Here is a 25,423-nt window from a genome sequence, read left to right on the forward strand (position 1 = left end):
CCGCGCCGCGCGCCACGCCGTCGTAGTCGCCGTAGACGCACAACAACAGCCATCGACGGCGCAGAACCCCCGCCCAGCCCTCCGAGAGAGGACGACGCAGCCATGAGCGCCGTGTCCGCCCACTACGCCGCACGTCTCGACCTCGCGCGCACGCGCGAGTTCGAGCAACCCGACGCTGGCCCCGCACGTCGGGAGCGGCTCGCGGCGTCGGCCCGTGCCTTCATGGCGCAGGCCTGGCGCGATGCGTGTGCGGCGACGCGGCTGCCCGAGCGTCAGAGCGGTGTGGCGCTCGCCGTCGTCGGCTCGCAGGCCCGGGGCGATGCGGGGCCGTTGAGCGATTACGACCTCGTCCTCCTGTACGACGGGCTCAACGTCGGCTCGAAGCGCATCACCGAGCTCGCGGACGCCCTGTGGTACCCGTTGTGGGATGCAGGGGTGCGCTTCGACCACTCCGTGCGCACGCTGGCGCAGTGCCGCCAGGCCGCGTCGTCAGACCTCGCCGCTGCGGTCGGCATGCTCGACATCGCGTCCGTGGCCGGTGACGACGTTCTCGTCGCCGGGGTACGCCAGGCGATCGCCGCCGACTGGCGCGGTGCCGCGCGCAAGCGGCTGCCGGAGGTCGTCGAGTCGTTGCGGGCGCGGCACTCGCGTTTCGGTGACATCGCGACGACGCTTGATCCGGACCTCAAGGAATCCGGGGGAGGCCTGCGCGACCTCAGCCTCGTCGGCGCGCTGACGACGGCGTGGCTCGCCGACCCTCACCGCGCCAGCGCAGAACGCGCCCGAGCGCAATTGCTCGACGTGCGCGACGCGTTGCACGTCGTCACCGGGCGGGGGCGGGAGCGGCTCAGCCTGCAGGATCAGGACGCCGTCGCGGCGCTGCTCGGGTGCTCCGACAGCGACGAGTTGCTGACGCGCGTCGTCGACGCGGCGCGCACGATCACGTACGTGACGGACGCGACCGTGCGCGCGGCCGGCCAGTCGCAGCGAGCCCGGACGTTGCGCGTCGGGCCGCGCCGACCGTCGCTGACGCCGCTCGGGCACGGGTTGTACCTGCACGACGGCGAGGTCGTCCTGGGCGCGGGGCGCCGCGACGGCGGGCACCTGACGTTGCTGCGCGCCGCCGCTGCGGCGGCCTCGCGGGGGGCGCTCATCGGGCCGACGACCCTCGCGAACCTCGTCGCGAGCTGCGGGCCGCTGCCCGCCCCGTGGCCGCGAGAGATCCGGGAGGGTTTCGTGGGGTTCCTCGCGAGCGGGCCCGGCATCGTCGACGTGTGGGAGGGCCTCGATCTGAGCGGCATCGTCGACGTCTGGCTGCCCGAGTGGTCGACGGTGCGTTCGCGCCCGCAGCGAAACGCGATCCACCAGTTCACCGTCGACCGACACGGCATCGAGGCCGTCGTCATCGCGGCGGGCCTGCGCGAGCACGTGGCACGGCCCGACCTGCTGCTCGTCGCGGCGCTGTTGCACGACATCGGCAAGGTCGCAGGCGCGCGTGACCACAGCGCGGAGGGCGCACCCGTCGCGCGGGCGATCTGCCAGCGCATGGGCTTCGATCGCGCCGACTGCGACCTCGTCGAACGTCTCGTGCGCGAACACCTCACGCTCGTCGATCTGGCGACGAAACGCGACCCCGACGACCCTGCGACCGTCAGGATGCTCTGCGAGGCGGCCGGCAGCGCCGAAGGCCTCGACCTGCTCGACGCGCTGACGGAGGCCGACGCGCGAGCAGCCGGACCACAGGCGTGGACGACGTGGCGCGCCGGCCTCGTGCGCGACCTCGCCGCGCGAGCACGCAGGCGGTTCGCGTCGGGGGAGACGGTCGCAGGCGTTCCCGCACCTGCCGCGACCTTCGAGGGTGCGTCGTCCCCCGACGCGTCATCGCCCGGGGCGACGGCCGAGCAGCGGCCGTCCGAGGACCTGGCGACCGGACGCGCCGGTTCTCCTCCTGCGGTCTCTCGACCCTCAGGTCGCGCCCCCGCGGCGTCAGCCCAGGCCCTGGGCCAGACCGATTCGGTCGCGGAAGGCGACGGGGTGCAGGCGCAGGTCGACGCTGGCAGCCCGTCGGGCATCGTGAGCGCGGACGAGCGGGGACGCGTCGCGGCGGGGGAGGTGGTCGTCGAGATCGAGCCACTGGAGGGCGTGAGCGGCGTCGTGACCGTCCGCATCGTCGACGTCGACCGGCTCGGCCTCTTCGCCGACATGGCGGGCGTGCTCGGGCTGCGACGCACGTCCGTGCGGTCGGCAAACCTGCGGACGATCGACGGCCTCGCCGTCGACACATGGGTCGTCGAGGTGCCGCACGGCGACGTGCCGCGCACGAGCGACCTGGCGCGGTCGCTGCGAACGTTGCGCGAGGGCGACCGCTTGCCGCTGCGTGCCCTCGAGGCGGACGCGCGCCGTCGCGCCGCCGCGGGGCCGTCACGCGCGTCGATGCCGCGGGCGTCCGCGTTCGTCGTCCCGGGTGCATCGCAGCACGCGACCGTCATCGAGGTGCGCGCCGCCGACCGTCTCGGATTGTTGTTCGACGTGGGGTCGGCGTTCGCCGCCGAGCGGGTCTCCGTGCGCTCCGCGCACATCGCGACATATGCGGGACGCAGCGCCGACACCTTCTACGTCACGGACGAGCAGGGCTCGCCGCTGGCGCCGCCGCACGCGGCGCGCGTCATCGGCACCGTGCTCGACGCCGTCGGCACCGCCGGCTGACGCATCTCTTCGCTCGAACCGCCCGACGAAGCGCTACCTCGAAGAACCCCGGCACCCGTCCCCCTCTGCGATCTGCGTCCCCATCCGCGAATCCCGTCCCCATCCGCGAATCCCGTCCCCATCCGCGAATCCCGTCCCCATCTGCGATGCTCGTCCACATCTGCATCTACGCCAATGTGGACGAGCATCGCAGATGGGGACAGTCGCCACGATGCGTCGATCCTCGCGGGCCTTCCCGTCGAGACCGAGCGTCGACATCGACGAACGCCGACGCGACGGGCTAGGCATCGGCGCCACTGCACGGTCGATCTGACGGGGCCGCATGGGAGCGGGTAATCTGGGCCGGTGTTCAACAGCCTCTCAGACCGTCTGACAGCCACCTTCACGAATCTTCGTGGCAAGGGGCGCCTGACCGAGTCCGACATCAACTCGACCATCCGCGACATCCGGATGGCGCTGCTCGATGCGGACGTGGCCCTGCCGGTCGTCAAGAAGTTCACCCGTGGCGTGCGCGAGCGCGCGCTGGGCGCCGAGGTGAGCCAGGCGCTCAACCCGGGTCAGCAGGTCGTCAAGATCGTCAACGAGGAACTCGTCGAGATCCTCGGTGGCCAGACGCGGCGCCTCAACATGGCCAAGTCGGGCCCGACGGTCATCATGCTCGCTGGTCTGCAGGGTTCGGGTAAGACGACGTTCGCCGGCAAGCTGGCCCGCCGTCTGCGCGACGAGGGCCACTTCCCGGTGCTCGTTGCCGCCGACCTCCAGCGTCCGAACGCCGTGCGTCAGCTCGAGGTCGTCGGTGAGCGTGCCGGTGTACCGGTGTTCTCGCCGGAGCGCGGCAACGAGGGCGGCCACGACGCCGTTTCGGAGAACGCCGAGGGCACGCGCTCGTACGGCGACCCGGTGTGGGTCGCGCAGGCCGGCGTCAACCAGGCCAAGCTGCGTCAGTACGACGTCGTCATCGTCGACACGGCCGGCCGTCTGGCCGTCGACGAGAACCTCATGCAGCAGGCCGCCGACATCCGTGAGGCGATCAACCCGCACGAGGTGCTGTTCGTCATCGACGCGATGATTGGTCAGGCCGCCATTGAGACGGCGACGGCGTTCCAGGACGGCGTCGACTTCACCGGTGTCGTCCTGTCGAAGCTCGACGGTGACGCCCGTGGTGGTGCCGCGCTGTCGGTCGCCTCGATCACGGGTCGCCCGATCATGTACGCCTCCACGGGTGAAGGCGTCAAGGACATCGAGGTCTTCCACCCCGACCGCATGGCGTCGCGCATCCTCGACATGGGTGACGTCCTCACGCTCATCGAGCAGGCCGAGCGCGCGTTCGACAAGCGCCAAGCCGCCGAGATGGCGCGCAAGTTCTCCGGCGGCGAGGACTTCACGTTCGACGACTTCCTCCAGCAGATGTCGGCCATCAAGAAGATGGGCAACATCAAGGGCCTGCTCGGCATGATGCCGGGCATGGGCCAGATGCGTGACCAGCTCAACGCCCTCGACGAGCGCGAGTTCGACCGCGTCGAGGCCATCGTCCACTCGATGACGCCGTTCGAGCGCAACAACCCCAAGCAGATCAACGGTTCGCGCCGTGCGCGCATCGCGCGCGGTTCGGGCGTGAGCGTCTCCGAGGTCAACCAGCTGCTCGAGCGCTTCGGCCAGGCGCAGAAGATGATGCGTCAGCTGAAGAACGGCGGCGGTATGCCGGGAATGCCCGGGATGCCGGGCATGGGTGCCGGTGGCGGCAAGCGCGGCAAGAGCCAGCCCAAGAAGAAGGGCAAGAGCGGTAACCCGGCCAAGCGCGCGCAGCAGGAAGCGGAGGCAGCGAAGAAGGCCGATGCCGCCCGTAACCAGGCCATGGAGAACGCGTTCGGGCAGATGAAGGAAGAGCCCGACTACTCCAACATGAAGCTGCCCAAGGGCTTCGAGAAGTTCCTCGGCCCGGGCGCTGACAAGGACTGATCGCGCGAAGAGCGCTGCATGACCGTGAAGGGCCGACCACACACGAAGTGGTCGGCCCTCGCCGTCCCAGCCCGGGGACAGCCGGTGAAGGAATTGTCGGCTACGCGACGACGAGGGGCGGGCGCTCGGCGCGCTCGAACGCCGCCCGCAGCTCCTTAGTGAAGCGCTTGGGCCGGTTGAGGTTCGAGATGTGGCCGGCATCGTCGAGCACGACGAGACGAGCCGCGTCGTTGGCTGCGAGGAAGCGGCGCTCGTGGATCCGGAACTCGTCACGCCGGCCGTTGATGATCGTCACGGGCACGTCGATCGAACCGATCGCCTCGAGCACGTCGAGGCTGCCCAGTGCGCGCATGACGGGGGCCACGACGTGAGCCTTCGCGCGACCGCCGCCGTAGTAGTGGCGCGCGGCCTTGGGCGAGTTGGCCTTCGCGAAGGCGGCGAGAACGCTGTCGTCCGCGTTGCCGGGCAGCCGGTCCCGCCAGGAGAGGTAGGCGCCAAACGCCACTGCGAGGAAGCGATTCGGCACGGCGGTGCACCCTGCCACCGTCACAGCGCGCAGGGGACGCTGCGTGGTGGCGGCGTACTGCAGCGTCAGGTAGCCGCCGAGTGACAACCCGACGAGCATCGGCGGCTCGGGGCACGACGCGACGGCCTCGTCGATGGTGGCCAACGCCGCAGGGAGCGAGAACTCCTCGTCCTGACGCTCGCCGTGGCCGGGAAGATCAGGCGCGACGACGTGGAAGCCTCGCTTCGTCAGGCGCTTGATCTGGGGTCGCCACATGGTGCGCGAAGAGCGCACACCGTGCACGAGCACCACAGAACCGGACATTTCTTCAGAATACGGCTCACGCCTGAGAAGGCCCTCCACACGTCGCCGCCACTCGGCGAAAATGGGCGGACAACGTGAGGAACCTCGCACCTACTCGCCCGTTGGCTCGGTGGCTCCCGTTAGGGTCACGAGCATGAGCGACACCGTCCTGCACCTGACCGGTCGCGTGCTGCGTGGACCCGATGACGAAGTGGCCGAAGCGTGGGTGATCGACGGACGCATCACGTTCGAAACCCCTGAGAAGGCAGCCACCGCCGACGCGGCGCGGCTGGAAGGCACCTTCCTTCCCGGTCTCGTCGACGCCCACTGCCACGTGGGCCTCGAGGCGCACGGTGGGGCACCGGAGAACGCCGAGGCGCATGCTCTCGCGGACCGAGCGGCCGGCGCGCTCCTCCTGCGCGACTGCGGTTCACCGGTCGACACCCACTGGATCGACAATCGCGAGGACCTGCCGCGCATCGTGCGCGCCGGACGTCACATCGCGCGCACGAAGCGCTACATCAAGAACTTCGCCCACGAGATCGAGCCGGAGGATCTCGTCGCCTACGTGCGTCAGGAAGCCCGCCGGGGCGACGGCTGGGTGAAGCTCGTCGGCGACTGGATCGACCGCGACGCCGGCGACCTCGCGCCCTGCTGGCCCAAGGAGGCCCTCAAACCGGCGATCGACGCAGCCCACGAGGAGGGCGCTCGCGTCACGGCCCACTGCTTCGGTGAGCAGTCGCTCGTCGACTTCGCCGAAGCCGGCATCGACTGCATCGAACACGCGAGCGGCCTCACCGAGGAGACCATCGCGATGTTCGCCGAGCGCGACATCGCGATCGTGCCCACGCTCATCAACCTCGACAACTTCCCGAGCTTCGCGCAGGCGGGGGAGAAGAAGTTCCCCGGCTACGCCGCTCACATGCGTGACCTACACGCGCGCCGGTACGAGACCATCGGCGCGGCCCGGGACGCAGGCTTGCGCATCTTCGCGGGCACCGACGCCGGCGGGCAGTTGCCCCACGGCCTCGTCGCCCGTGAGGTGGAGGAGATGCTCAACGTCGGGATGAGCGCGACCGAGGCCATCGCGACGGCGACGTGGGGCGCTCGCGAATGGCTGGGCCACGAAGCGCTCGTCGAGGGTGCCCCGGCTGACCTCGTGCAGTACGAGAGCGACCCGCGCGACGACGTTCGCGTGCTCGCCGCGCCCACGCATGTCATCCTGCGCGGACGCGTCGTTGAGTGAGGACGACGGGCGCCTCCTCGTCGCCGACGGTGAGCGTGTCCACGTCAGTGTGGCGACGGGTGGTGACATCGCCCCGTACCGGGAGGCGATGACACGGTCAGCGTCTCGGATCGGCCGCTGGAACCCGGTCAACCCGGACGACCTCGTCCACCACCTCGCGGCGCAGTCGGCCACGCACCGCACGTTTCTCATCCGCGCCAAGGACGCTGCCCGGGTGACAGGTGACGAGGCGGGGCTCGTGGGCTGCGTCAACGTGACGAATGTCGTCCACGGCCGTTTCATGAGCGCCACCATGGGCTACAACGCGTTCGATCCCTACGTCGGTACCGGTCTGTTCCGCGAGGGGATGGCCCTCGTCGTCGGCATCGTGCTACGTCAGGCGCCCCACGGTATGGGGCTTCATCGCCTCGAGGCGAACGTGCGCATCGGCAACGACACGTCGGCCGGCCTCCTGCGCTCCCTGGGGTTCCGCCGCGAGCGCACGATGCGCCGGATGTTGTGGCTGGCCGACGGTCTCGGGGGTCGGAGCGCGTGGTTCGATCACGACTCGTTCGCCGTGACGCGCGAGGAATGGCCCGCGGCGCCGCACGCCGCGAACGATCTGCCCACGGGTGTCATCGTGTGCGGGTCGGGCACGCCGGCCGCTGCGGCCTTCGCGGTCGCACGTGAACTCGGGGGAGTGGCCCTCGCCGATGTGCCGTTCGACGCCGCCCTCACGACGGCCCGGTACGCAGCGGCGCCCGTCGTGTGGTTGGCCGGTGACGACGCGGAGGCCGCTCACGACGCGCTGTTGCGTGCCGGCGCCACCGTCGCCCGCGGTGACGACATCGTCGCGAGCATCAGCGGCAATCCCTCAGACGTGACGCGGGCGGCTCTCCGACTGCGCCCGCGCCTCGTCTGAGGGGCTGTCGAGGGCCGTCAGTCGACGCTGATCTCGCCCATCTCGTCCCAGCCCTCGCCGTCGATCTGGCGGCTGATGATTCGCGGCGTGGAGGCGAGCTTGTCAGGCGCCTCGGCGGTGAACGTCTTGAAGTGCTCGGAGTTCACGTGTGCCTCTGCGGCGTCGTCCTTGAACGCTTCCACGAGCACGTACTCGTTCGGGTTCTCGACGCTGCGGCTCCAGTCGAACCACAGGTTGCCGCTCTCGGCGCGGGTGGCCTCGGTGAACGCTGCGACGTGGTCCATCCACGTCTCGGCGTGCTCGGGGCGGACGTCGAACTTGACGACGATGAAGATCATCGGAAGGTGCCTTTCACTCGGGGCATAGACAAGGGGATGTGCCGACTTCTCGGCACATCCCCTTGTCTACCACCTGTCGATCAGGCCGCGTCGCCGGCAACCTTCTCCGACTGACGCAGGTCCTCGGCGTCGATGCCGCGCGGCATGCGCAGGCCTTCGTCGAGGAGGAACCGCACGTAGGCGTAGTTCGTGAAGAACCCGGGAAGTTCGTCGGTCAGGGCCGAACGCTCGAGCACCTCACGGGCCTCGTCGAGACGCAACTGAATGTCGGCGTCGGCGCCGCGCTTGAGCTTGATCATCTCCTCGTCGATGAGGCGCTCGAGCAGGGCACGCGAGACCTGCGGACCTTCGGCGAGCTGCGTCGAGTGGTGCATCCACTGCCACAGCTGCGCACGGCAGATCTCGGTCGTCGCGGCGTCCTCCATGTAGTTGCCGATGGCGACGGCGCCCTGGCCGTCGATCCACGCGGCGAGGTACTGCAGGGCGACGCTGACGTTGCTGCGCACACCGTGCAGGCTCGTGGTCTGCATCGTGCCTTCGAGGCTGACGAGCGCGTGCGCGTCGTGACGCGGCGTGCGCTTGACCTCGATCTGGTCGAGCTTGTCGCCGAGCACGTGCGTGAACGCCGACATCACGGTGTCGACCATGGCCGGGTGCGCCACCCAGGAGCCGTCGAATCCCTCCTCGGCCTCACGCTCCTTCTCGGCGTGCACGACGTTGAGCGCGCGGTGACGGCGCTCCTCGTCCTGAACCGTCGGGTTGTTCGCCGCCGGCGCCGCGATGGCGTGCGTGCCGCGCTTGTGGGCGGTGGCGACGAGCAGGTCGGTGAACGTGCGCATGAACGGTGTCGTCATCGTGATGCGCTCGCGGTCGGGCAGCACGTACTCGTCACCGCGGTGGGCGAAGGTGCGCACGTAGCTGAAGATGTAGTCCCAGCGGCCCGCGTTGAGGCCCGAGGCGTGCTCGCGCAGCTCGAAGAGGATCTCCTCCATCGCGAACGCTGCGGGCAGCGTCTCGATGAGGACGGTGGCGCGCACCGTGCCGCGCGGGATGTCGAGGGCGTCCTGGGCCGCGTTGAAGATGTCGTTCCACAGGCGCGCTTCGGCACCGGACTCGATCTTCGGCAGGTAGAAGTACGGGCCGTAGCCGGCTTCGATGAGCGCCTTCGCGTTGTGGAAGAAGTACAGGCCGAAGTCGACGAGCGTGGCCGAGATCGGGCGACCGTCGATCGTGATGTGCTTCTCGCACAGGTGCCAGGCACGCGGGCGCATGATGAGCGTCGGGCGCTTGATCTGCGGGCGGGCCGCGTAGGCGCGCACCGCGTCACGCAGGACGATCTGACCGTCGATGAGGTTGAACCAGGTGGGCGCCGTGGCGTCTTCGAGGTCGGCCAGCCAGGTGGACGCGTTCGAGGCCATGGCGTGCTCGACGTGGCTGCGCGTCACCGGCGCGACGAGTTCGACGCGGCGGTCCGCGAGGCCCGGAGCGATCGGTGCGACGCTCCACGAGTCGTCCTCACGCGCGGCGATCTCCTCGGGGGAGAAGTCGAGGTCGGCTCCCCGGTTGATGCGACGCGACTGCGCGCGACGCTGCGCGAGCAGGTCGGCGCGACGTCCGGCGAACTCGCCGTCGAGGCGTGCCAGGAACGCGAGGGCGTCGGGGGTGAGGATCTCGTCGAAGCCCGGATGCATCCGGCCGCGGACGGTGGGTGAAGAGCTCATGGGGCCCTCCTTCGAAGAAGCGCGGGGGCAACGCCGTCGGGCGTCGCGGGTGGAACGGTGAAACCCATCATCCCCGATACGCAGGCCCTCGTGGAGCGGGTTCGGGTGCTGGACGGGGTGGAAAGTGAACCCCCGCCCGTGCGGTCGGAGCCAGGTGGCCGCACAGGCGGGGGTTGGTCTTACTCAGACGGTGGCGATCAGAACTGAGCGCTCTCCGTCGAGTCCTTGAGGGCGGTCGTCGACGACTCGGGGTTGAGCGTCGTGGAGACCAGGTCGAAGTAACCCGTGCCGACCTCGCGCTGGTGCTTCGTGGCCGTGTAGCCGCGGCTCTCCGAGGCGAACTCGCGCTCCTGCAGGTCGACGTACGCCGTCATCTGCTCGCGAGCGTAGCCGTGAGCCAGGTCGAACATCGAGTAGTTGAGGGCGTGGAAGCCGGCGAGGGTGATGAACTGGAACTTGAAGCCCATCGCGCCGAGTTCCTTCTGGAACTTCGCGATCGTCTCGTCGTCGAGGTGCTTGCGCCAGTTGAACGACGGCGAGCAGTTGTAGGCCAGCATCTGGTCCGGGTACTCGGCCTTGACGGCCTCGGCGAACTTCTTGGCCAGCTCGAGGTCCGGTGTGCCCGTCTCCATCCAGATGAGGTCGGCGTAGGGCGCGTAGGCCTTGGCGCGCTCGATGCAGGGCTCGATGCCGTTGCGAACCTTGTAGAAGCCCTCGTTGGTGCGCTCACCGGTGAGGAACTGCTGGTCGCGCTCGTCGACGTCGGAGGTGATGAGCGTGGCGGCCTCGGCGTCCGTACGGGCGATGACGACCGACGGGACGTTCGAGACGTCGGCGGCGAGGCGGGCGGCGTTCAGCGTGCGAACGTGCTGCTTCGTCGGGATGAGCACCTTGCCACCGAGGTGACCGCACTTCTTTTCGGACGCGAGCTGGTCCTCCCAGTGCACACCCGCGGCACCGGCGTTGATCATGGACTTCATGAGCTCGTAGGCGTTGAGCGGGCCACCGAAGCCGGCCTCGGCGTCGGCGACGATCGGGACGATCCACTCGTCGACGGACTTGATGCCCTCGGAGAACTCGATCTCGTCGGCGCGCATGAGCGCGTTGTTGATGCGGCGCACGACCTGCGGTACGGAGTTGGCCGGGTAGAGCGACTGGTCCGGGTAGGTCTGACCGGCGAGGTTGGCGTCACCGGCGACCTGCCAACCGGAGAGGTAGATGGCCTTGAGGCCGGCCTTGACCTGCTGGACGGCCTGGTTACCGGTCAGCGCACCGAGGGCGTTGACGAAGTCCTCCGTGTGGAGCTTGTCCCACAGCTGCTCGGCGCCGCGCTTGGCGAGGGTGAACTCCTCCTGCACGTTGCCCTGGAGGCGGGCGACGTCCTGGGCGGTGTACTCGCGCTCGACGTTCTTCCAGCGCTCGTTCGTGTCCCAGTCCTTCTGGATCGCGGCTGCGCGGTCGTCGATCGTCTTGATGATCTGCTCGGAGGTCATTGGCTCCAGTCCTTCCTCTATGGGCCCTGGTAGGTGCCCGGTGGGGATCGATGACTCAACTCTGACCGAGAAGAACGCACAAGTAGGTATACTTTTCGAGTAAATATCGACGAATATTTACGTTTTGAGCAAGTTTGAGCCGTCTTTCGTCGCGAAGCTGGCGTGACGGCCGTCACGCAGGCCGGAAAGTGGAGTCATGAACGAGAAGATGCGCGAAGGGCGGCTCGCCTCGGCCCGTGCTGCGGCCGAGGAGGCGGCGCCCGTGGAGCGGGCAGCCCCCGACGCCCTGACGATCGGCCGGCGCCTGCGTCACGTGCGTCAGCAGGCGGAGCGCACCCTCGGTGACGTGGCGGGGGCGATCGGCATGAGCCCGTCGGCGCTCTCGCTCATCGAGAACGGCAAGAGGGAGCCGAGGCTCTCGGTCCTCACGTCGCTGGCCGAGGCGCTCGACGTGCCGCTCGCCGACCTTCTCGCGACAGCGCCGCCGTCACGGCGAGCGGCCCTCGAGATCCGTCTGGAGCGTGCGCAGCGGGCGTCGACGTACGCCTCGCTCGGGCTGCCGAGCGTCCGCATCGGACCGCGGCTGCCCACCGAGGCGCTCGAGGCACTCGTCGGAATGCACGAGGCGATGGCGGCGATGCGCAGCGAGCAGGCGGCGACGCCCGAGCACGCACGGCGCGCGAACGCCGAGCTGCGCACCCGGATGAGGCAGGCCGACAACTACTTCGCCGACATCGAGGGCGCGGCTGCGCAGTTGCTCTCCGACGTCGGGCACCGTGGTGGGCCCGTCTCGCGAGCCTCTGTGGACCGCATCGCCGAACACCTCGGCTACCAGCTCGTGCACACCTCGGATCTTCCCGGCTCAACCCGGACGGTGAGCGACCTCGCGAACCGGCGCATCTATCTGCCGCAGCCGGAGGCCGGCCAGCACGACGCACGGTCTCTCGCCCTGCAGGCCCTCGGTCATCTCGTGCTCGACCACGAGGTGCCGGCCGACTACGCGGAGTTCCTTTCCCAGCGCGTCGAGATCAACTACTTCGCCGCCGCCGTGCTCATGCCGGAGAAGGAGGTGGGGCGCCGCCTTCTCGACGCGAAGGAGGCCAAGGACATCTCCATCGAGGATCTGCGCGATGCCTACGGCGTCTCCTACGAGACGGCGGCGCACCGCTTCACGAACCTCGCGACGAAGGTGCTCGACATCCCCGTGCACTTCATGCGCATCAGCTCCGACGGCGTCATCTACAAGGCGTACGAGAACGACGGCATCCAGTTCCCGACCGACGCCACGGGCGCGATCGAGGGCCAGCGCGTGTGCAAGCACTGGACGGCGCGCGCCGTCTTCGATCAGCCCGACCTGTCGCGCTCCTACCAGCAGTACACGGACACGCGCTCGGGCACGTACTGGTGCTCGGCGTTCGTGGACCGCACGCCGAGTGGCTTGTTCTCCGTCAACGTCGGTACGCCCTACCAGCACGTCAAGTGGTTCCGCGGCCGGGAGACGACCGAGCGTTCGCTCTCGCGCTGCCCCGACCCGTCGTGCTGCACGCGCCCTCCACAGGAACTTGCGAGCCGATGGGACGGTCGCTCCTGGCCGAGCGCTCGCGTGCACTCGCACCTGCTCGCCGCCATGCCGCCCGGCACGTTCCCCGGCGTCGACGACACCGAGGTCTACCAGTTCCTCGAGCGGCACGCGCGCGAGGACGGCTGACGGAGGGGAGGGGATTCGGCGGGTGGGCTCGCTTCTGGCAGAATGAAGCTGTACCCGTGCGCCCGGCAATCGGCCGGATGCACGCCTACCCCGAATCACGGTTCCCCGTTCGGACGCCGGTCGACGTCGGTCATCCGCGAAATTTCCTTCGCGTCAGGCTGCGCTCGTGCCCGTTCGCCGAGCGGTCTCGCCGTGGTTCACCTACACAGAAAGTGAGACCGCCACCATGGCAGTCAAGATCCGCCTCAAGCGCCTCGGCAAGATCCGTCAGCCCCAGTACCGCGTTGTCGTCATGGACAGCCGTACGAAGCGCGACGGCCGTGCCATCGAGGAGATCGGCAAGTACCACCCCAAGGAAGAGCCGAGCCTCATCGAGATCGACGGCGAGCGCGCGCAGTACTGGCTCTCCGTCGGCGCGCAGCCGACCGAGCAGGTCGCCGCGCTCCTCAAGATCACGGGTGACTGGCAGAAGTTCAAGGGCGAGCCGGGTGCCGAGGGCACGCTGAAGACGGCCGAGCCGAAGGCCGACAAGAAGGCCCTCTACGAAGCCGCTCTCAAGGCCGCTCAGAACGCCGACACCTCCAAGGGCGGCGCCACGACGGCCAAGAAGAAGGCCGACAAGGCCGAGGAGCCCAAGGCTGACGAGGCCAAGGCTGAGGAGAAGGCCGAAGAGGCTCCCGCAGCTGAGGCCGAGAAGACCGAAGAGGCCTGATCCTCGTGCTCGAAGAAGCACTGGAGCACCTCGTCAAGGGCATCGTCGACCATGACGGCGACGTCGTCGTGCGTCACAAGGACGGACGACGGGGTGAACTCCTCGAGGTTCGCGTCCACCCGGACGACCTCGGTCGCGTGATCGGCCGTTCCGGTCGAACGGCGTCCGCCCTTCGCACCGTGGTCTCCGCGCTGGCCGGTGGCCGTTCGGTTCGCGTCGACATCGTCGACACCGACCGTTCGCGCTGAGCCGGTGCACCGACGAAGCAGCCCTCCCACCTCGACGAGGTGGGAGGGCTGCTTCGTGTTCTTCGGGTCTGGAGGGGATGCCGGGCCGCCGGCAGGCGAAAGGTAGCGTTGAAGGGTGACCGAAACGATGGTGGCTCGAGACCAGCGCCCTCGGGAGCGCCGTCTCTTGGGGCCGTTCGTCGTCGCCGGTTCCTTGGCGCTGGCCTCCGGCCTCCTGTACCTGCGTGATCCTCACGTCGATGCGTCGTGGGGACGCTGCCCGTCCATCGCGCTGTTCGGTCTTGCTTGCCCCTTCTGCGGCGGCCTGCGTGCCGTGAACGACCTCACCAACCTGCGTATCGTCGATGCCTTCTTCAGCAATCCGCTCCTCGTGAGTGCCGTGCCCTTGGTGCTCGCGTGGTGGATCAGCGTTGTTCGGGATCGATGGACCGGCAGCACGCGTCCGTGGATGTTCCCGGTGCAGCGGGGTGTCGTGGCGCCGGTGCTGATCGCGGTGTGCGTCGCCTTCTCGCTGTATCGGAACCTGCCGATCGGCGCGGCCTTCTATCCCTGATGTGAACATGACGAAGGGCTGCATCCGGTGGGGATGCAGCCCTTCGTCGCTCGTGCCGGGGTCAGCCCTGAGTGGCCACCCAGATACCGATACCCAGGTTGAGGATGGTGACGACGGCGCCGACGATGATGGCCAGCTTGGCCTTCTCAGCGCCCGTCTGCATGCCGTTGCTCTCGCGGATTTCCTTCTGGGCGATGACGCCGAGGACGATTCCGACGATCGAGAGGATGCCGCACAGGAGGCCGAGGAAGGAGCAGATGAGGGCCGGCAGGGCCTTCTTGTTCTCCATCGTCATGCCCTGGTACGGCGCGCCACCGGGCTGGCCGAAGCCGCCCTGCGCCTGCTGACCGTAGACATCCTGACCGGGCTGACCGTAGGGAGCCTGGCTGCCCTGGCCGTAGGGAGCCTGCGACTGGCCGTTCGCGTCGTAGTTCGGCTGGTTGCCGTAGTTCTGCTGCGGGTTGTTCTGGGGGTCCATGGGGTTGCTCATGTTCTCTCCTCCGTGTGAGTCCTGCCCCAACCGTAGTAGGAATCGCCCCTGCCCGCGGGGACGACGAAGCGGTGGGCATGTCCTGACAGAATGGAGGCATGGATGAAGTTGTCGTCGCACGAATCGGAAAGGCCCACGGGCTCAAAGGTGAAGTGACGGTGCAGGTGCACACCGATTCGCCCGAGGAACGCTTCGTCGCCGGGGCAGCCTTCGTCACCGACCCCGCTCACCGCGGACCGCTGACGCTGCGGTCGACGCGCGTCCACAACGGCATCTACCTCCTGGCGTTCGAGGAGGCTCCCGACCGCACCGCTGCCGAGGGGCTGCGCGGCATCAACCTGCTTGCGGCCGCGGACGAACTCGTCGAGGACGACGCCTGGTACGAGGAAGACCTGCTCGGCTTCGGCGTCGTCCTCGAGGACGGCACGGCCGTCGGAACTGTCAAGGGTCTCGAATCGCGGGAGGTGCAGGACCTGCTCGTCGTCGACGGGGTGGACGGCTACGACGTTCTCCTGCCGTTCGTCGAGGAGATCGTGCCGGAGGTCGACGAGGACGAGCGCCGCATCGTCGTCACACCGCCGCCCGGCCTGCTGGAACTGGGACGCCCCACCGATGCTCACTCCGACGACGTCGAAGAAGCCTGATTCGTGCGCTGCGACATCATCTCGATCTTTCCGGAGTACCTCGAACCGCTGAACCTCAGCCTGCCCGGCCAGGCCCAGCGCAAGGGGTTGCTCGAGGTCGCCGTGCACGACCTGCGCGACTTCGCCCACGACCGGCACCGCACCGTCGACGACACGCCCTACGGGGGCGGCGCCGGCATGGTGATGAAACCTCAGCCGTGGTGGGAGGCGTTCGAGCACGTGCGCGGCCTCGGCGAGGGCACGCCGACGCTCATCGTTCCCGGGCCCGGGGGAGAGGTGCTCACGCAGAAGGTGGCGCGTGAGCTCGCCGACGAGCCCTGGATGATCTTCGCCTGCGGCCGGTACGAGGGCATCGACGAACGCGTCTACGAAGCGGCCGCTGAGGTGATGCCTGTGCGCGTCATCTCCCTGGGTGACTACGTCCTCAACGGCGGTGAGGTCGCGGTGCTCGCCATGATCGAGGCAGCCGCACGGCTCCTGCCGGGCTTCATGGGGAACGCGGAGTCGCTCGTCGAGGAATCGCACGAGGACGGCCTGCTCGAGTACCCCGTCTACACGAAGCCGGCGTCATGGCGTGAGCGTGAGGTTCCGCCGGTCCTCCTCTCCGGCGACCACGCCAAGGTGGCGGCATGGCGGCACGAGCAGCGCCTCGAACGAACGGCCGCCCGGCGCCCCGACTTGCTTCACGCGTCGGCGGCGCTCGCGGGCATCGACATCGTGCCGCAGGCGCTCGTGCCGGCCGACCTCGGCGAACTCATGACCCTACAGCGCGCCTGCTGGGCCGGAGAAGTGGCCGGTGCCGAGCCGGAGCACGCCTGGTGGGAAGCGCCGGCAGAAACCGTCGATGATCTGCGTGACGCGCAAGCGAACTGGACGACGTGGGTGGTGCGCAGCGAGGGGCGTCTCGTCGCCTCGGTGCGCGCCCGCCGGCTGCCCGAGCGTCAGACCACGTGGGAGATCGGGCGGCTCATGGTTGCGCCCGACCTCTCCGGGCGTGGCCTGGGTCGCGCGCTGCTCGAGTACGCAGAGGCCGCAGCGCCCGCCGACATCACCCGCTTGCGCGTGAACGTAGACGTCGGACGTGAGCGCGTCCTGCGCCTCGCGAAGAAGGCCAAGTACAGGGTGATGCCGGGTGGGGGCACCCGTTCCGGCACGGTTGACCTGGAGAAGCGACGCCAGAGCTGACGCTCCACGCACGCCCGTGTCCAGGAGGTCGCGCGATTTCGTGAGAGCGCGCCCGCTCTGGCAAGATGAGTCCTTGCGTCTTGTCACGACGAGTCCCCGCCGCAGGGGGAGTGGCACGGCCGGTCGGTACCCCCGGGGTTTTGATCCAGATCATCTCGGGCATCACCGCACCGAACACGCCGGACCATGAGACTCGACGAGGCGCACAACCGACAGCAACTCGGCTCCGGCCGAGCCTGACCGTGGCAACCTGCGTGTGCCACAGATTTGAGTAGATCATGAAGAAGTTCGACGCGATCGACGCGGCGAGCCTGCGCTCCGACGTCCCCGACTTCCGCGCCGGTGACACGCTGAACGTCCACGTCAAGGTCATCGAGGGCACGCGCTCGCGTGTCCAGGTCTTCAAGGGTGTCGTCATCCGCCGTCACGGCGGCGGCGTCGGCGAGACCTTCACCGTCCGCAAGGTTTCCTTCGGTGTCGGCGTGGAGCGTACCTTCCCGGTGCACACCCCGGTCATCGACAAGATCGAGGTTCTGGCGCGCGGTGACGTCCGTCGCGCCAAGCTGTACTACCTGCGCGACCTGCGCGGTAAGGCTGCCAAGATCAAGGAGAAGCGCGACGCCGTTCCGGCCAAGAAGGCCTGAACCTCGCGACGAACCGAAGCGACCCTGCGATGAAGCGTCATGCTGCGTCCGGTCGCTCACCCGAAGGCGCGACCTCACGACGAGGTCGCGCCTTCGGCGTTCCCTGGCGGCGGACGGCCATCGGCGTCCTCAGCGTCATCGTCGTCGGAATGCTCCTCGCCCACGCCTTCTGGTTCGAGACCTTCACCGTGCCGTCGCGCTCGATGGAACCGAACTATGGGGCCGGCGACCGCATCGTCGTCGACAAGCGCGCCGAGTTCGCCCGAGGTGACGTCGTCGTCTTCTCCGGCGAGGGCTCGCTTTATCAGCCCGCCGAACGCGGGGGAGTGCTCGCCGTCATCGACACCGCAGCCGGATGGCTCGGGTTCCGCCCGGACGAGCAGGACTACCTCAAACGGATCATCGGTGTCGGCGGCGATCACGTCGTCGTCGACCACAAGGGCGTGCTCACGGTGAACGGTCGACGTGTGGCCGAGCCGTACCTCGGGCGGGGCTCGAAGCGAGCCTCGGCGCAGCCGTTCTCCGTGCGCGTGCCCGAGGGAAAGCTGTTCGTCATGGGCGACAACCGAGACGACTCCGACGACTCCCGCAACCATCTCGGTGACCCCGGCGGGGGGTACGTGCCCGTGGACAAGGTGGTCGGTCGCGTGGCGTGGAAGTATTGGTCGGGCTCGTGAGCCCGGACGCCGAGAGGAGGCCCGACGTGGCGGTTCGTACCCCGTCGAAGACGCCCACCCTGCGCCTCGAGCGGCAACTGCTGCGCGACGGGCGAACACTGATCGCCGGCATGGACGAGGTGGGCCGCGGCGCCCTCGCGGGGCCGGTGAGCGTGGGCGTCTGCGTCGTCTCCGCGACGACGGGCACCGTGCCGCAGGGCGTCAAGGATTCCAAGCTCGTGCCCGAACCCAAGCGTCCGGCGCTGGCTGCGAAGGTGCGCCGATGGGCCGTCGCAGGCGCCGTCGGGCACGCCAGCCCCGCCGAGATCGACGAGATGGGCATGACACGGGCACTCCGTCTCGCCGGCACCCGGGCGCTCGCGGCCCTCGAGGTGACGCCGGACGTCGTCATCCTCGACGGTAAGCACGACTGGCTCACCGAACCCGAGAGCGTCGGCCTGCTCGGACTTCTCGACGCAGTGGACGTCGTCGGGGGTGCACCCGAGGTCGTCACCCAGATCAAGGCCGACATGCGGTGCTCGTCGGTGGCCGGGGCAAGTTTGCTCGCGAAGGTGGAGCGTGATGCCATGATGGCCGAGGCTGCCCCCGGCCACCCCGTCTACGGGTGGGAGATCAACAAGGGGTATTCGGCGCCCGGACACCTGGCGGCGATCGCCGAGCACGGGCCGTGTGAGTTGCACCGTCGCTCGTGGAAGACCTTCCGCGCGGCCGAGGCAGAAGACCAGCAGGTGCCCGAAGCACACCATGACGTGAGGAGCACGCAGGCATGAGCGCCGAGGACCTCGAGCGGTACGAGAACGAGCAAGAACTGGCCCTCTACCGCGAATACCGCGACGTCGTCGGGCTCTTCCGCTACGTCGTGGAGACCGAGCGTCGCTTCTACCTGTGCAACGCCGTCGACATGAAGGTGCGTGGTGAGGGCGCCGACGTCTTCTTCGACGTCACGATGCAGGACGCGTGGGTGTGGGACATCTACCGCCCCGCGCGCTTCGTCAAGACCGTGCGCGTCGTGACGTTCAAGGACGTCAACGTCGAGGAACTGTCGAAGAACGACCTCGAGATCCCCGACGGCCCCGACTTCACCTGATTCGCCCACAGATGTGACGCTCACGGGGTGCTCGTCAGCACCCGAGCGGCCTTCTCCACAGGTCCGCTGCTTCCGAAGGTGACCAGTAGAACCTCCGAGACCTTTGCTGGTCCCGGAGGTGGTGGACATGGACCACGACACGAGGGCCGCGGCGTCGCGGTCTGCGGCGACCGAGGCGCGCCGAACCCTGGGCCGGGGCGGCGAAGAGCTCGTTCGCGCGTACCTGGAGAACCGCGGCTACGAGGTCGTCGACACCAATTGGCGCTGCCGTGAGGGGGAGATTGACCTCGTCGCGATCGACGGTGGCGAACTCGTCGTCGTCGAGGTCAAGACGCGTCGTTCGCTGCGCTTCGGACGCGCGGTCGAGGCCGTCACCGAGGAGAAGCATCGGCGCCTGAGGCGGTTGGCCGGGCTCTGGGCCGCCGAACACGAGGTGCGGGCACGCGGTGTACGTGTTGACGTCATTGGCGTCGAATGGGCGGGGGAGAGGGCCCGCATCGATCACCGCAAGCGGGTGATCCTGTGAACTTCGGCAAGACGAAGGCCGTCGTCGTCACCGGCATCGACGGTCTCGTCGTCGATGTCGAGGTGAGCGTCGGGCAAGGGCTGCCCAAGGTCGTCATCTCCGGGCTGCCGGACACGGCGGTGTCACAAGCGCCGAACCGTCTGCGTTCGGCGATGACGCAGTCGGAGCTGACGTTCCCCGACACCCGTCTCACGATCAACCTCGCTCCTGCCTCGGAACAGAAGTCCGGGGCCGGCCTCGATCTCGCCATGGCTGTCGCGATTCTCGCGGCAACCCGTTCCCTCGACCCGGCTGACGTCGCCCGCGTGGGGCACATCGGCGAACTCGGCATGGACGGCAGCGTCAGGGAGGTGCGCGGCGTCCTCCCGGCGTGTGTCGCCGCGCTTGCGGGCAACGTGCGTGAGTTGCTCGTGCCCGCCGCGAACGCAGCCGAGGCATCGCTCGTCAGCGGTATTCGGGTGCACCCCGTGCGTTCGCTGTCGGATGTCGTCGCCTTCCACCGCGTGCGTGCCCAGGGCAAGACGCTCGACCTGCCGTGGCCGGAACCCGGCGAGGAGGCCGAGCCGGAGGAGACCGGCGACCTGCGTGATGTCGTCGGACAGTACGAGGCACGGGCTGCCATCGAGGTGGCTGCCGCCGGTGGTCACAACGTGTCGATGATCGGTCCGCCCGGTGCGGGAAAGACCTTGCTCGCCAGCCGCCTGCCGAGCATCCTGCCGCCGCTTTCACGGGAGGAAGCTCTCGTCGTCACGAGCGTCCAGTCGGTGCTCGGCAAGGTCGACGGGCAGGCGCTCAAGGAGCGTGCGCCCTTCGTCGCGCCCCACCACAGCATCACGATGCCGGCGTTGGTCGGCGGTGGGACGGGGCGGCCCCGCCCCGGAGCCATTACCGAAGCGCACGCTGGCGTGCTGTTCCTCGACGAGGCGCCGGAGTTCAAGCGGCCGGTGCTCGACGCGCTGCGTCAGCCCCTCGAGCGTGGCTTCGTCACGATCACCCGGGCCCAGCAATCGGTGCGGTTTCCCTCACGCTTCCAGCTCGTCGTCGCCAGCAATCCGTGCCCGTGCGGGCGCTACACCGGCTCAGGTGCGGGATGTTCGTGCGCAACTCGAGCCCGACGCGAATACCTCAAACGCCTCTCCGGGCCGCTACTCGACCGCATTGACGTCCACCTCCAGGTGCCTGCTGTGACGCGAGCCGATCTCGCGAGCGGGCCGGGGGAGAGCAGCGAGGAGGTGGCCGCGCGGGTGCGTGAGGTGCGCGAGCGCTCAGCGCGCCGTTGGGCGCCACTGGGGCTGGCGCTCAACGCGGAGGTGCCCGGTTCGATCCTGCGCTCCTCGCCGTGGTCGCTTACCCCGGCAGACACGGCAACGCTGGACGCCGCCCTCGACACCGGAAACCTCACCCTGCGCGGCTACGACCGCACACTGCGCCTGGCCTGGACCCTGTGCGACCTACGAGGCGCAGACAAACCCACGAAGGACGACGTCTACGCCGCCCTCACTCTGAGAGAAGGGCAGCAAGCAGCATGACCACGACGACCTCCCGCAACGACCTTATGTCAGGAACGGGGCACGCCTGGCGTGACGCAGCCGAGCAGGACGAACAGCTCGCCCGCCTCGTGTGGGCGCACATCGCAGAACCGCGCGATGCCAAGGCCCAGCTGCTCATCGACGGCGTGGGGTACCCCGAGGCGCTCGCCGCGGTGCGTACGCACCCGGAGAAACTCACCAATTTCGCCGCCCGCCTGGAACAGCTCGACCTTCCCGAGCAACTGCGGCGCATCGAGACGTTCGGCGCTCGCATTCTCCTGCCCTCGGACGACGGCTGGCCCGAGCGACTCGACGATCTCCCTCAGCCGCCGCACGCCCTTTTCGTCGTCGGCGAGGCCGACGTGCGGTCGTTGTGCGAGCGCTCCGTCGCCCTCGTCGGGGCGAGGGCGGCCACCCACTACGGCCAGCGCGTTGCCGCCGAGATCGCTCTCGGGGTTGGCAGCCATGGCGTGGCCGTGGTGTCAGGCGGCGCCTTCGGCATCGATGCCGCGGCGCATCGTGGGGCCCTCGCCGGCGACGCCGGCACTGTCTGCGTTCTGCCCGGTGGGGTCGACCGCCTCTATCCGAGCGCTCATGACGCACTCTTCAGCGCCATCCGAGAGCGGGGAGCCATCGTGAGTGAGATGCCGCTCGGATTCGCTCCGATGAGGCAACGCTTCCTGCACCGCAACCGACTCATCGCCGCGCTGACGCCGGGCACGGTGGTCGTCGAGGCGGGGTTGCGTTCGGGGTCGCTCAGCACGGCCAGGCGCGCCGAGGAGATCCAACGCGTCGTCGGGGCCGTGCCAGGGCCGGTCACCTCGGCCGCCAGCGCCGGCTGCCACGAGCTCGTGCGCGACGGCGCGGCGGTGCTCGTCACCGGGGCCGACGACGTCATCGAGTTGATGGCCGGGTACGGGGCACAGCAGACGACGCGCGACACCCTCCCTGCGCTCGTCAAACCGGAGGATGCGGTGGGCGCCACGGCTCGCGCCGTCTGGGATGCCTTGCCGGTGCGCCGCGCTGCGAGCGTCGACCACGTCGCGACGAGTTGTGGCAGGACTCCCAGGGAGGTGCTGACGGCACTCGGCGAGCTTCTCGCTGCGGGGCTGGCCGAGAAGGTGGACGGTGCGTGGCGCAAGGCGTGACAGTGTCGGTGCAGCGAGGACGTGGAGGTCGCGCACTACCCTCGAACCATGTCCGGACCGGCCGCCAGCGTGATCGAACGCTTCCTCGATCACCTCAGCGCAGAACGTGAGCGTTCGCCCCACACAGTGCGTGCGTACGCGGGCGACTTGGAAAGCCTGCGCCATCACCTCGACGAGGTGGGCGTCGGCTCCTGGGGCGATCTCACACTCACCCACCTGCGCGGATGGCTCGCGGGCGTCAGTGAGAGCGGCGCATCACGCACGACGGTGGCCCGCCGGGTCTCGAGCGCGCGCACCTTCTGTCGGTGGGCGAAGAAGCAGGGCGTCATGGCGACGGATCCGTCGCTTCGGCTCACGGCGCCGAAGCGGCACGCGTCGCTGCCGGACGTGCTGCAGGCGTCGCAAGCCGCGCAGATCCTCGACGCCGCGCGCGACAGGACGAGTGCTGGAGGTACCGGGGAGACGCGCTCCAGCGATGCAGCCGAGAGGGCGGGCGGCGAGAGCGATCCGACGATGCGCGCCGTGGCGCTCCGTGACGCCGCCGTCCTCGAGCTCCTCTACGCCACGGGGATGCGCGTCGGCGAACTCGTGGCTCTCGACGAAGCAAGCCTCGACGAGACGAATCGACTCGTCCGTGTCATGGGCAAGGGACGCAAGGAACGCATGGTGCCCTACGGCGTGCCGGCCGAAACGGCGCTGCGCCTCTGGCGATCGACGGGGCGTCCGGCGCTCGCGCAACCCGCCTCCGGCCCGGCTCTGTTTCTCGGCGTGCGCGGGGGGCGCATCGACCAGCGCCAGGTGCGCAGCATCGTCCACGCCGCCACATCAGCCGCCGAGGGAGCACCCGATCTCGCGCCCCACGGTCTGCGCCACAGTGCCGCGACGCACCTCGTCGAGGGCGGCGCCGACCTACGAACGGTGCAGGAGTATCTCGGGCACGCCTCATTGTCGACGACGCAGATCTACACCCACGTGTCGGCTGAGCGTCTGCGCGCGGGCTACGTCCAGGCGCACCCACGGGCCTGATCACCGCTCACAGCGGCGGCAGCAGTACGGGCCGAATGCCCGAGACCAGCGTCAGTGGGTCGCGGTAGGCGTCCTTGGCCACCTTGTACCCCCAGTGCAGGCAGCGTTCCTCGCAGTGACCGCCGGAAGTGATCTCGCCGATCACCTGGCCTCTGCTCACGTGGTCGCCACGCTCGACGTCCGCCGCCACCGGCTCGTACGTCGTGTCGAACCCCTCCGGATGGCGCAGCGTAATGACCGGACGTCCCGCGATCGTGCCGACGAACGTCACAGTGGCGTCCGAGGGCGCCTTGACCGACGTGCCTGGCGTCGTCGCAAGGTCGACACCGCGGTGGCCCGCACCCCACTTCACCCCGGGAGGGTCGAACCGCCGCGTCACGACGTGCGGGTCGACAGGCCAGGCAAACCGCTCGGACGGAGCAACGGCGTCGCGCGTCGGGGAGCTGCTCTGAGCCGCGGGCACAGGCGCCCGAGTGGGCGGTGACGCTGCTGCGTTGCTCGCGAGGAGCACGACGACGGCGCCGACGAGCGCAGGACGAAGGCGGGCAGGTGACATGCCCTCAGCTTCGATTGCCTGCCCTGCTCACCGGCAGCTGAGCAACTGGTGCCCTGTGGAAATGTCTGTTCGAGAGGCCCCTCAGGCCCGCCGGCCGTACGTGTCCACAAGCCGCCTCACGGCTTCGTCGATCGTGGAACGCTTCTTGCAGAACGCGAAACGCATGACACTCGCCATGCCGCTCGCCTCGGCGTCGTCACAGAACACGGACGCCGGAACAGCAACCACGCCCGCCGCCTCCGGCAGCTCCAGCGCGTATTGCTCAGCGTCCGTGACGCCGTGCGGAGCGGCATCAGCGAGGACGAAGTAGCCGCCCTGCGGAACGACGGCGTCGAAGCCGGCAGCGCGCAGGCCGTCGGCGAGCACGTCACGTCGAAGCGCCATGTCCTCGCGCAAGCCGGTGAAGAAATGGTCGGACATCTCAAGACCCGACGCGATGCCGAGCTGCAGGGGAGTGCCGGTACCGAAGGTGACGTACTGCTTCGCCCCGTTGACGACGGCGACGAGGTCGGCCGGGCCGGTGACCCAGCCGATCTTCCAGCCCGTCGTGTTGAACGTCTTGCCGCCCGAGCCGAAGGTGAGGGTTCGCTCGGCCATGCCCGGCAGCGTCGCCATCGGCACGTGCTCGTGGGGCCCGAAGGCCAGGTGCTCGTACACCTCGTCGCACATGACGATCGCGTCGTGACGCGTCGCGAGTTCGCCGATGAACGCGAGCTCCTCGCGGGTGAACACCTTGCCCGTCGGGTTGTGCGGCGTGTTGAGCAGCACGACGGCCGTGCGCTCGCTGAAGGCCGCTTCGAGGGCGGCCTCGTCGACGGCGAAGTCGGGGAAACGGAGCGGCACCGTTCGGCGCACACCGCCGGCGCGCTCCACCATGGCGGCGTACGAGTCGTAGTACGGCTCGAACATGACGACCTCGTCGCCGGGGGAGACGAGGCTAAGCACCGACGCCGCAATGGCCTCGGTGGCGCCGGTCGTCACGAGGATCTCGGACGCCGGGTCGAGCTCGATCCCGTACCAGCGCTGCTGGTGCCGGGCGATGGCGGCGAGCAGTTCGCCGGTGCCCCGCGCCGGCGGATACTGGTTGTGGCCACCGTTGATCGCCTCGATCGCGGTGTCGCGCACCGTGGCGGGGCCGTCGGAGTCGGGGAAGCCCTGGCCGAGGTTGACCGCGCCGGTCTCGGTGGCCAACTGAGTCATCCGGGCGAAGATCGTTCCGCCCGCGGGAGCAGTGATGGAAGAGCGCTTTCCGGTCATCGCCTCACCGTAGCCGACCGGCGTTCGGGCCGATTTCTTGGCGGGGCAACCCAACCGGTAGGATGGAGGCACGTCTTGTGTGTCCACGTTCGGATGCGTTCACTCGCCCCGGTGGGTTGACGAAGAGGAGCGAGGCTCACGAGACGAATTCGCGTGACCTTCTTTGCGACGGCGCGACCCGGTAACGGGCCGCGCGTGAAGCGAGGTCGACGTCCAGCAGTCCGACACCGTGAACCTCTGCGAGGGGAATGGGGCCGGCGG

Annotated in this window: 25 protein-coding genes; 18 read left to right on the forward strand and 7 right to left on the reverse strand. The window is 69.0% G+C overall.

Annotation, left to right across the window (positions count from 1 at the left end; translation table 11 throughout):
* Positions 1–102 precede the first annotated feature (102 nt).
* A complete protein-coding gene (locus tag AA983_RS09330) occupies positions 103–2,706 on the forward strand; it encodes a [protein-PII] uridylyltransferase (protein WP_047311971.1) in 2,604 nt (867 codons plus the stop codon).
* A 345-nt stretch (positions 2,707–3,051) separates the two neighbouring features.
* The gene (ffh, locus tag AA983_RS09335; RefSeq protein WP_047311972.1) at positions 3,052–4,665 is read left to right on the forward strand and encodes a signal recognition particle protein; all 1,614 of its coding nucleotides are present in this window, start codon (positions 3,052–3,054) and stop codon (positions 4,663–4,665) included.
* 100 nt (positions 4,666–4,765) lie between these two features.
* Here ffh and AA983_RS09340 read toward each other — a convergent pair whose 3' ends face one another.
* Positions 4,766–5,494, reverse strand: a complete 729-nt coding sequence (locus AA983_RS09340; RefSeq protein WP_047311973.1) for an alpha/beta fold hydrolase — start codon at positions 5,492–5,494, stop codon at positions 4,766–4,768.
* A 133-nt stretch (positions 5,495–5,627) separates the two neighbouring features.
* Between AA983_RS09340 and AA983_RS09345 the strand changes: the two genes are divergently transcribed.
* Together AA983_RS09345 and AA983_RS09350 are read left to right on the forward strand one after the other, a co-directional pair.
* Positions 5,628–6,719, forward strand: a complete 1,092-nt coding sequence (locus AA983_RS09345; protein WP_047311974.1) for an amidohydrolase family protein — start codon at positions 5,628–5,630, stop codon at positions 6,717–6,719.
* Positions 6,712–7,620 (forward strand): GNAT family N-acetyltransferase, encoded by a 909-nt coding sequence (locus AA983_RS09350; RefSeq protein ID WP_197078997.1) that lies wholly within the window; start codon positions 6,712–6,714, stop codon positions 7,618–7,620. Before AA983_RS09345 ends, AA983_RS09350 begins: the two co-directional genes overlap by 8 nt.
* A gap of 17 nt (positions 7,621–7,637) precedes the next feature.
* On the opposite strand, the gene AA983_RS09355 is transcribed toward AA983_RS09350, so the two are convergent.
* From AA983_RS09355 to aceA, 3 genes are all read right to left on the reverse strand, one after another.
* Positions 7,638–7,958 (reverse strand): putative quinol monooxygenase, encoded by a 321-nt coding sequence (locus AA983_RS09355; protein WP_047311975.1) that lies wholly within the window; start codon positions 7,956–7,958, stop codon positions 7,638–7,640.
* 80 nt (positions 7,959–8,038) lie between these two features.
* Positions 8,039–9,679, reverse strand: a complete 1,641-nt coding sequence (gene aceB, locus AA983_RS09360; protein WP_047311976.1) for a malate synthase A — start codon at positions 9,677–9,679, stop codon at positions 8,039–8,041.
* A 197-nt stretch (positions 9,680–9,876) separates the two neighbouring features.
* A complete protein-coding gene (aceA, locus tag AA983_RS09365; RefSeq protein WP_047311977.1) occupies positions 9,877–11,172 on the reverse strand; it encodes an isocitrate lyase in 1,296 nt (431 codons plus the stop codon).
* 196 nt (positions 11,173–11,368) lie between these two features.
* On the opposite strand from aceA, the gene AA983_RS09370 reads away from it, so the two are divergent.
* From AA983_RS09370 to AA983_RS09385, 4 genes are all read left to right on the forward strand, one after another.
* A complete protein-coding gene (locus tag AA983_RS09370; protein WP_047311978.1) occupies positions 11,369–12,880 on the forward strand; it encodes a helix-turn-helix transcriptional regulator in 1,512 nt (503 codons plus the stop codon).
* A 226-nt stretch (positions 12,881–13,106) separates the two neighbouring features.
* The gene (gene rpsP / locus AA983_RS09375; RefSeq protein WP_047312203.1) at positions 13,107–13,592 is read left to right on the forward strand and encodes a 30S ribosomal protein S16; all 486 of its coding nucleotides are present in this window, start codon (positions 13,107–13,109) and stop codon (positions 13,590–13,592) included.
* A 5-nt stretch (positions 13,593–13,597) separates the two neighbouring features.
* Positions 13,598–13,840 carry an RNA-binding protein gene (locus tag AA983_RS09380; protein WP_047311979.1) on the forward strand — a complete coding sequence of 81 codons (243 nt, stop codon included), beginning with the start codon at positions 13,598–13,600 and terminating at the stop codon, positions 13,838–13,840.
* A 115-nt stretch (positions 13,841–13,955) separates the two neighbouring features.
* On the forward strand, positions 13,956–14,393 hold the full coding sequence (locus AA983_RS09385) for a DUF2752 domain-containing protein (protein WP_082128826.1): 438 nt from the start codon (positions 13,956–13,958) through the stop codon (positions 14,391–14,393).
* A gap of 61 nt (positions 14,394–14,454) precedes the next feature.
* On the opposite strand, the gene AA983_RS09390 is transcribed toward AA983_RS09385, so the two are convergent.
* Positions 14,455–14,883, reverse strand: coding sequence for a DUF4190 domain-containing protein (locus AA983_RS09390; RefSeq protein ID WP_129665216.1), 429 nt, complete (start codon positions 14,881–14,883; stop codon positions 14,455–14,457).
* A gap of 98 nt (positions 14,884–14,981) precedes the next feature.
* Between AA983_RS09390 and rimM the strand changes: the two genes are divergently transcribed.
* The 10 genes from rimM to AA983_RS09440 all read left to right on the forward strand — a co-directional run bounded on the left by rimM (position 14,982) and on the right by AA983_RS09440 (position 23,349).
* The gene (rimM, locus tag AA983_RS09395; RefSeq protein WP_047311981.1) at positions 14,982–15,527 is read left to right on the forward strand and encodes a ribosome maturation factor RimM; all 546 of its coding nucleotides are present in this window, start codon (positions 14,982–14,984) and stop codon (positions 15,525–15,527) included.
* A 3-nt stretch (positions 15,528–15,530) separates the two neighbouring features.
* The gene (trmD, locus tag AA983_RS09400; protein ID WP_047311982.1) at positions 15,531–16,712 is read left to right on the forward strand and encodes a tRNA (guanosine(37)-N1)-methyltransferase TrmD; all 1,182 of its coding nucleotides are present in this window, start codon (positions 15,531–15,533) and stop codon (positions 16,710–16,712) included.
* 278 nt (positions 16,713–16,990) lie between these two features.
* Positions 16,991–17,356 (forward strand): 50S ribosomal protein L19, encoded by a 366-nt coding sequence (gene rplS / locus AA983_RS09405; protein WP_047311983.1) that lies wholly within the window; start codon positions 16,991–16,993, stop codon positions 17,354–17,356.
* A 29-nt stretch (positions 17,357–17,385) separates the two neighbouring features.
* Positions 17,386–18,033 carry a signal peptidase I gene (gene lepB / locus AA983_RS09410; RefSeq protein ID WP_052947048.1) on the forward strand — a complete coding sequence of 216 codons (648 nt, stop codon included), beginning with the start codon at positions 17,386–17,388 and terminating at the stop codon, positions 18,031–18,033.
* A gap of 26 nt (positions 18,034–18,059) precedes the next feature.
* Positions 18,060–18,803, forward strand: a complete 744-nt coding sequence (locus tag AA983_RS09415) for a ribonuclease HII (RefSeq protein WP_047311984.1) — start codon at positions 18,060–18,062, stop codon at positions 18,801–18,803.
* Positions 18,800–19,120, forward strand: a complete 321-nt coding sequence (locus tag AA983_RS09420; RefSeq protein ID WP_047311985.1) for a DUF2469 domain-containing protein — start codon at positions 18,800–18,802, stop codon at positions 19,118–19,120. Before AA983_RS09415 ends, AA983_RS09420 begins: the two co-directional genes overlap by 4 nt.
* A gap of 127 nt (positions 19,121–19,247) precedes the next feature.
* Positions 19,248–19,646 carry a YraN family protein gene (locus tag AA983_RS09425; RefSeq protein ID WP_047311986.1) on the forward strand — a complete coding sequence of 133 codons (399 nt, stop codon included), beginning with the start codon at positions 19,248–19,250 and terminating at the stop codon, positions 19,644–19,646.
* Positions 19,643–21,175 (forward strand): YifB family Mg chelatase-like AAA ATPase, encoded by a 1,533-nt coding sequence (locus AA983_RS09430; protein WP_082128827.1) that lies wholly within the window; start codon positions 19,643–19,645, stop codon positions 21,173–21,175. Before AA983_RS09425 ends, AA983_RS09430 begins: the two co-directional genes overlap by 4 nt.
* Positions 21,172–22,323, forward strand: a complete 1,152-nt coding sequence (gene dprA, locus AA983_RS09435; RefSeq protein WP_082128828.1) for a DNA-processing protein DprA — start codon at positions 21,172–21,174, stop codon at positions 22,321–22,323. Before AA983_RS09430 ends, dprA begins: the two co-directional genes overlap by 4 nt.
* 48 nt (positions 22,324–22,371) lie before the next feature.
* On the forward strand, positions 22,372–23,349 hold the full coding sequence (locus tag AA983_RS09440; protein ID WP_047312206.1) for a tyrosine recombinase XerC: 978 nt from the start codon (positions 22,372–22,374) through the stop codon (positions 23,347–23,349).
* Positions 23,350–23,356: 7 nt separating this feature from the next.
* Here the strand turns inward: AA983_RS09440 and AA983_RS09445 are convergent, their stop codons facing one another.
* Together AA983_RS09445 and AA983_RS09450 are read right to left on the reverse strand one after the other, a co-directional pair.
* Positions 23,357–23,905, reverse strand: coding sequence for a M23 family metallopeptidase (locus AA983_RS09445; RefSeq protein WP_047311989.1), 549 nt, complete (start codon positions 23,903–23,905; stop codon positions 23,357–23,359).
* Positions 23,906–23,986: 81 nt separating this feature from the next.
* On the reverse strand, positions 23,987–25,162 hold the full coding sequence (locus tag AA983_RS09450) for an aminotransferase class I/II-fold pyridoxal phosphate-dependent enzyme (protein ID WP_047311990.1): 1,176 nt from the start codon (positions 25,160–25,162) through the stop codon (positions 23,987–23,989).
* Between the last annotated feature and the right edge of the window lie 261 nt (positions 25,163–25,423).

This window comes from Dermacoccus sp. PE3 (assembly GCF_001021715.1).
Taxonomy (GTDB): Bacteria; Actinomycetota; Actinomycetes; order Actinomycetales; family Dermatophilaceae; genus Dermacoccus; species Dermacoccus abyssi.

Coding starts and splice junctions, on each gene's coding strand:
- AA983_RS09445 (WP_047311989.1), bottom strand. CDS start 23,905: ATGTCACCTGCCCGCCTTCGTCCTGCGCTCGTCGGCGCCGTCGTCGTG.
- AA983_RS09330 (WP_047311971.1), top strand. CDS start 103: ATGAGCGCCGTGTCCGCCCACTACGCCGCACGTCTCGACCTCGCGCGC.
- rimM (WP_047311981.1), top strand. CDS start 14,982: ATGGATGAAGTTGTCGTCGCACGAATCGGAAAGGCCCACGGGCTCAAA.
- AA983_RS09390 (WP_129665216.1), bottom strand. CDS start 14,883: ATGAGCAACCCCATGGACCCCCAGAACAACCCGCAGCAGAACTACGGC.
- AA983_RS09440 (WP_047312206.1), top strand. CDS start 22,372: ATGTCCGGACCGGCCGCCAGCGTGATCGAACGCTTCCTCGATCACCTC.
- lepB (WP_052947048.1), top strand. CDS start 17,386: ATGAAGCGTCATGCTGCGTCCGGTCGCTCACCCGAAGGCGCGACCTCA.
- AA983_RS09450 (WP_047311990.1), bottom strand. CDS start 25,162: ATGACCGGAAAGCGCTCTTCCATCACTGCTCCCGCGGGCGGAACGATC.
- aceA (WP_047311977.1), bottom strand. CDS start 11,172: ATGACCTCCGAGCAGATCATCAAGACGATCGACGACCGCGCAGCCGCG.
- aceB (WP_047311976.1), bottom strand. CDS start 9,679: ATGAGCTCTTCACCCACCGTCCGCGGCCGGATGCATCCGGGCTTCGAC.
- rpsP (WP_047312203.1), top strand. CDS start 13,107: ATGGCAGTCAAGATCCGCCTCAAGCGCCTCGGCAAGATCCGTCAGCCC.
- rplS (WP_047311983.1), top strand. CDS start 16,991: ATGAAGAAGTTCGACGCGATCGACGCGGCGAGCCTGCGCTCCGACGTC.
- AA983_RS09425 (WP_047311986.1), top strand. CDS start 19,248: ATGGACCACGACACGAGGGCCGCGGCGTCGCGGTCTGCGGCGACCGAG.
- AA983_RS09370 (WP_047311978.1), top strand. CDS start 11,369: ATGAACGAGAAGATGCGCGAAGGGCGGCTCGCCTCGGCCCGTGCTGCG.
- AA983_RS09420 (WP_047311985.1), top strand. CDS start 18,800: ATGAGCGCCGAGGACCTCGAGCGGTACGAGAACGAGCAAGAACTGGCC.
- AA983_RS09355 (WP_047311975.1), bottom strand. CDS start 7,958: ATGATCTTCATCGTCGTCAAGTTCGACGTCCGCCCCGAGCACGCCGAG.
- AA983_RS09340 (WP_047311973.1), bottom strand. CDS start 5,494: ATGTCCGGTTCTGTGGTGCTCGTGCACGGTGTGCGCTCTTCGCGCACC.
- AA983_RS09345 (WP_047311974.1), top strand. CDS start 5,628: ATGAGCGACACCGTCCTGCACCTGACCGGTCGCGTGCTGCGTGGACCC.
- dprA (WP_082128828.1), top strand. CDS start 21,172: ATGACCACGACGACCTCCCGCAACGACCTTATGTCAGGAACGGGGCAC.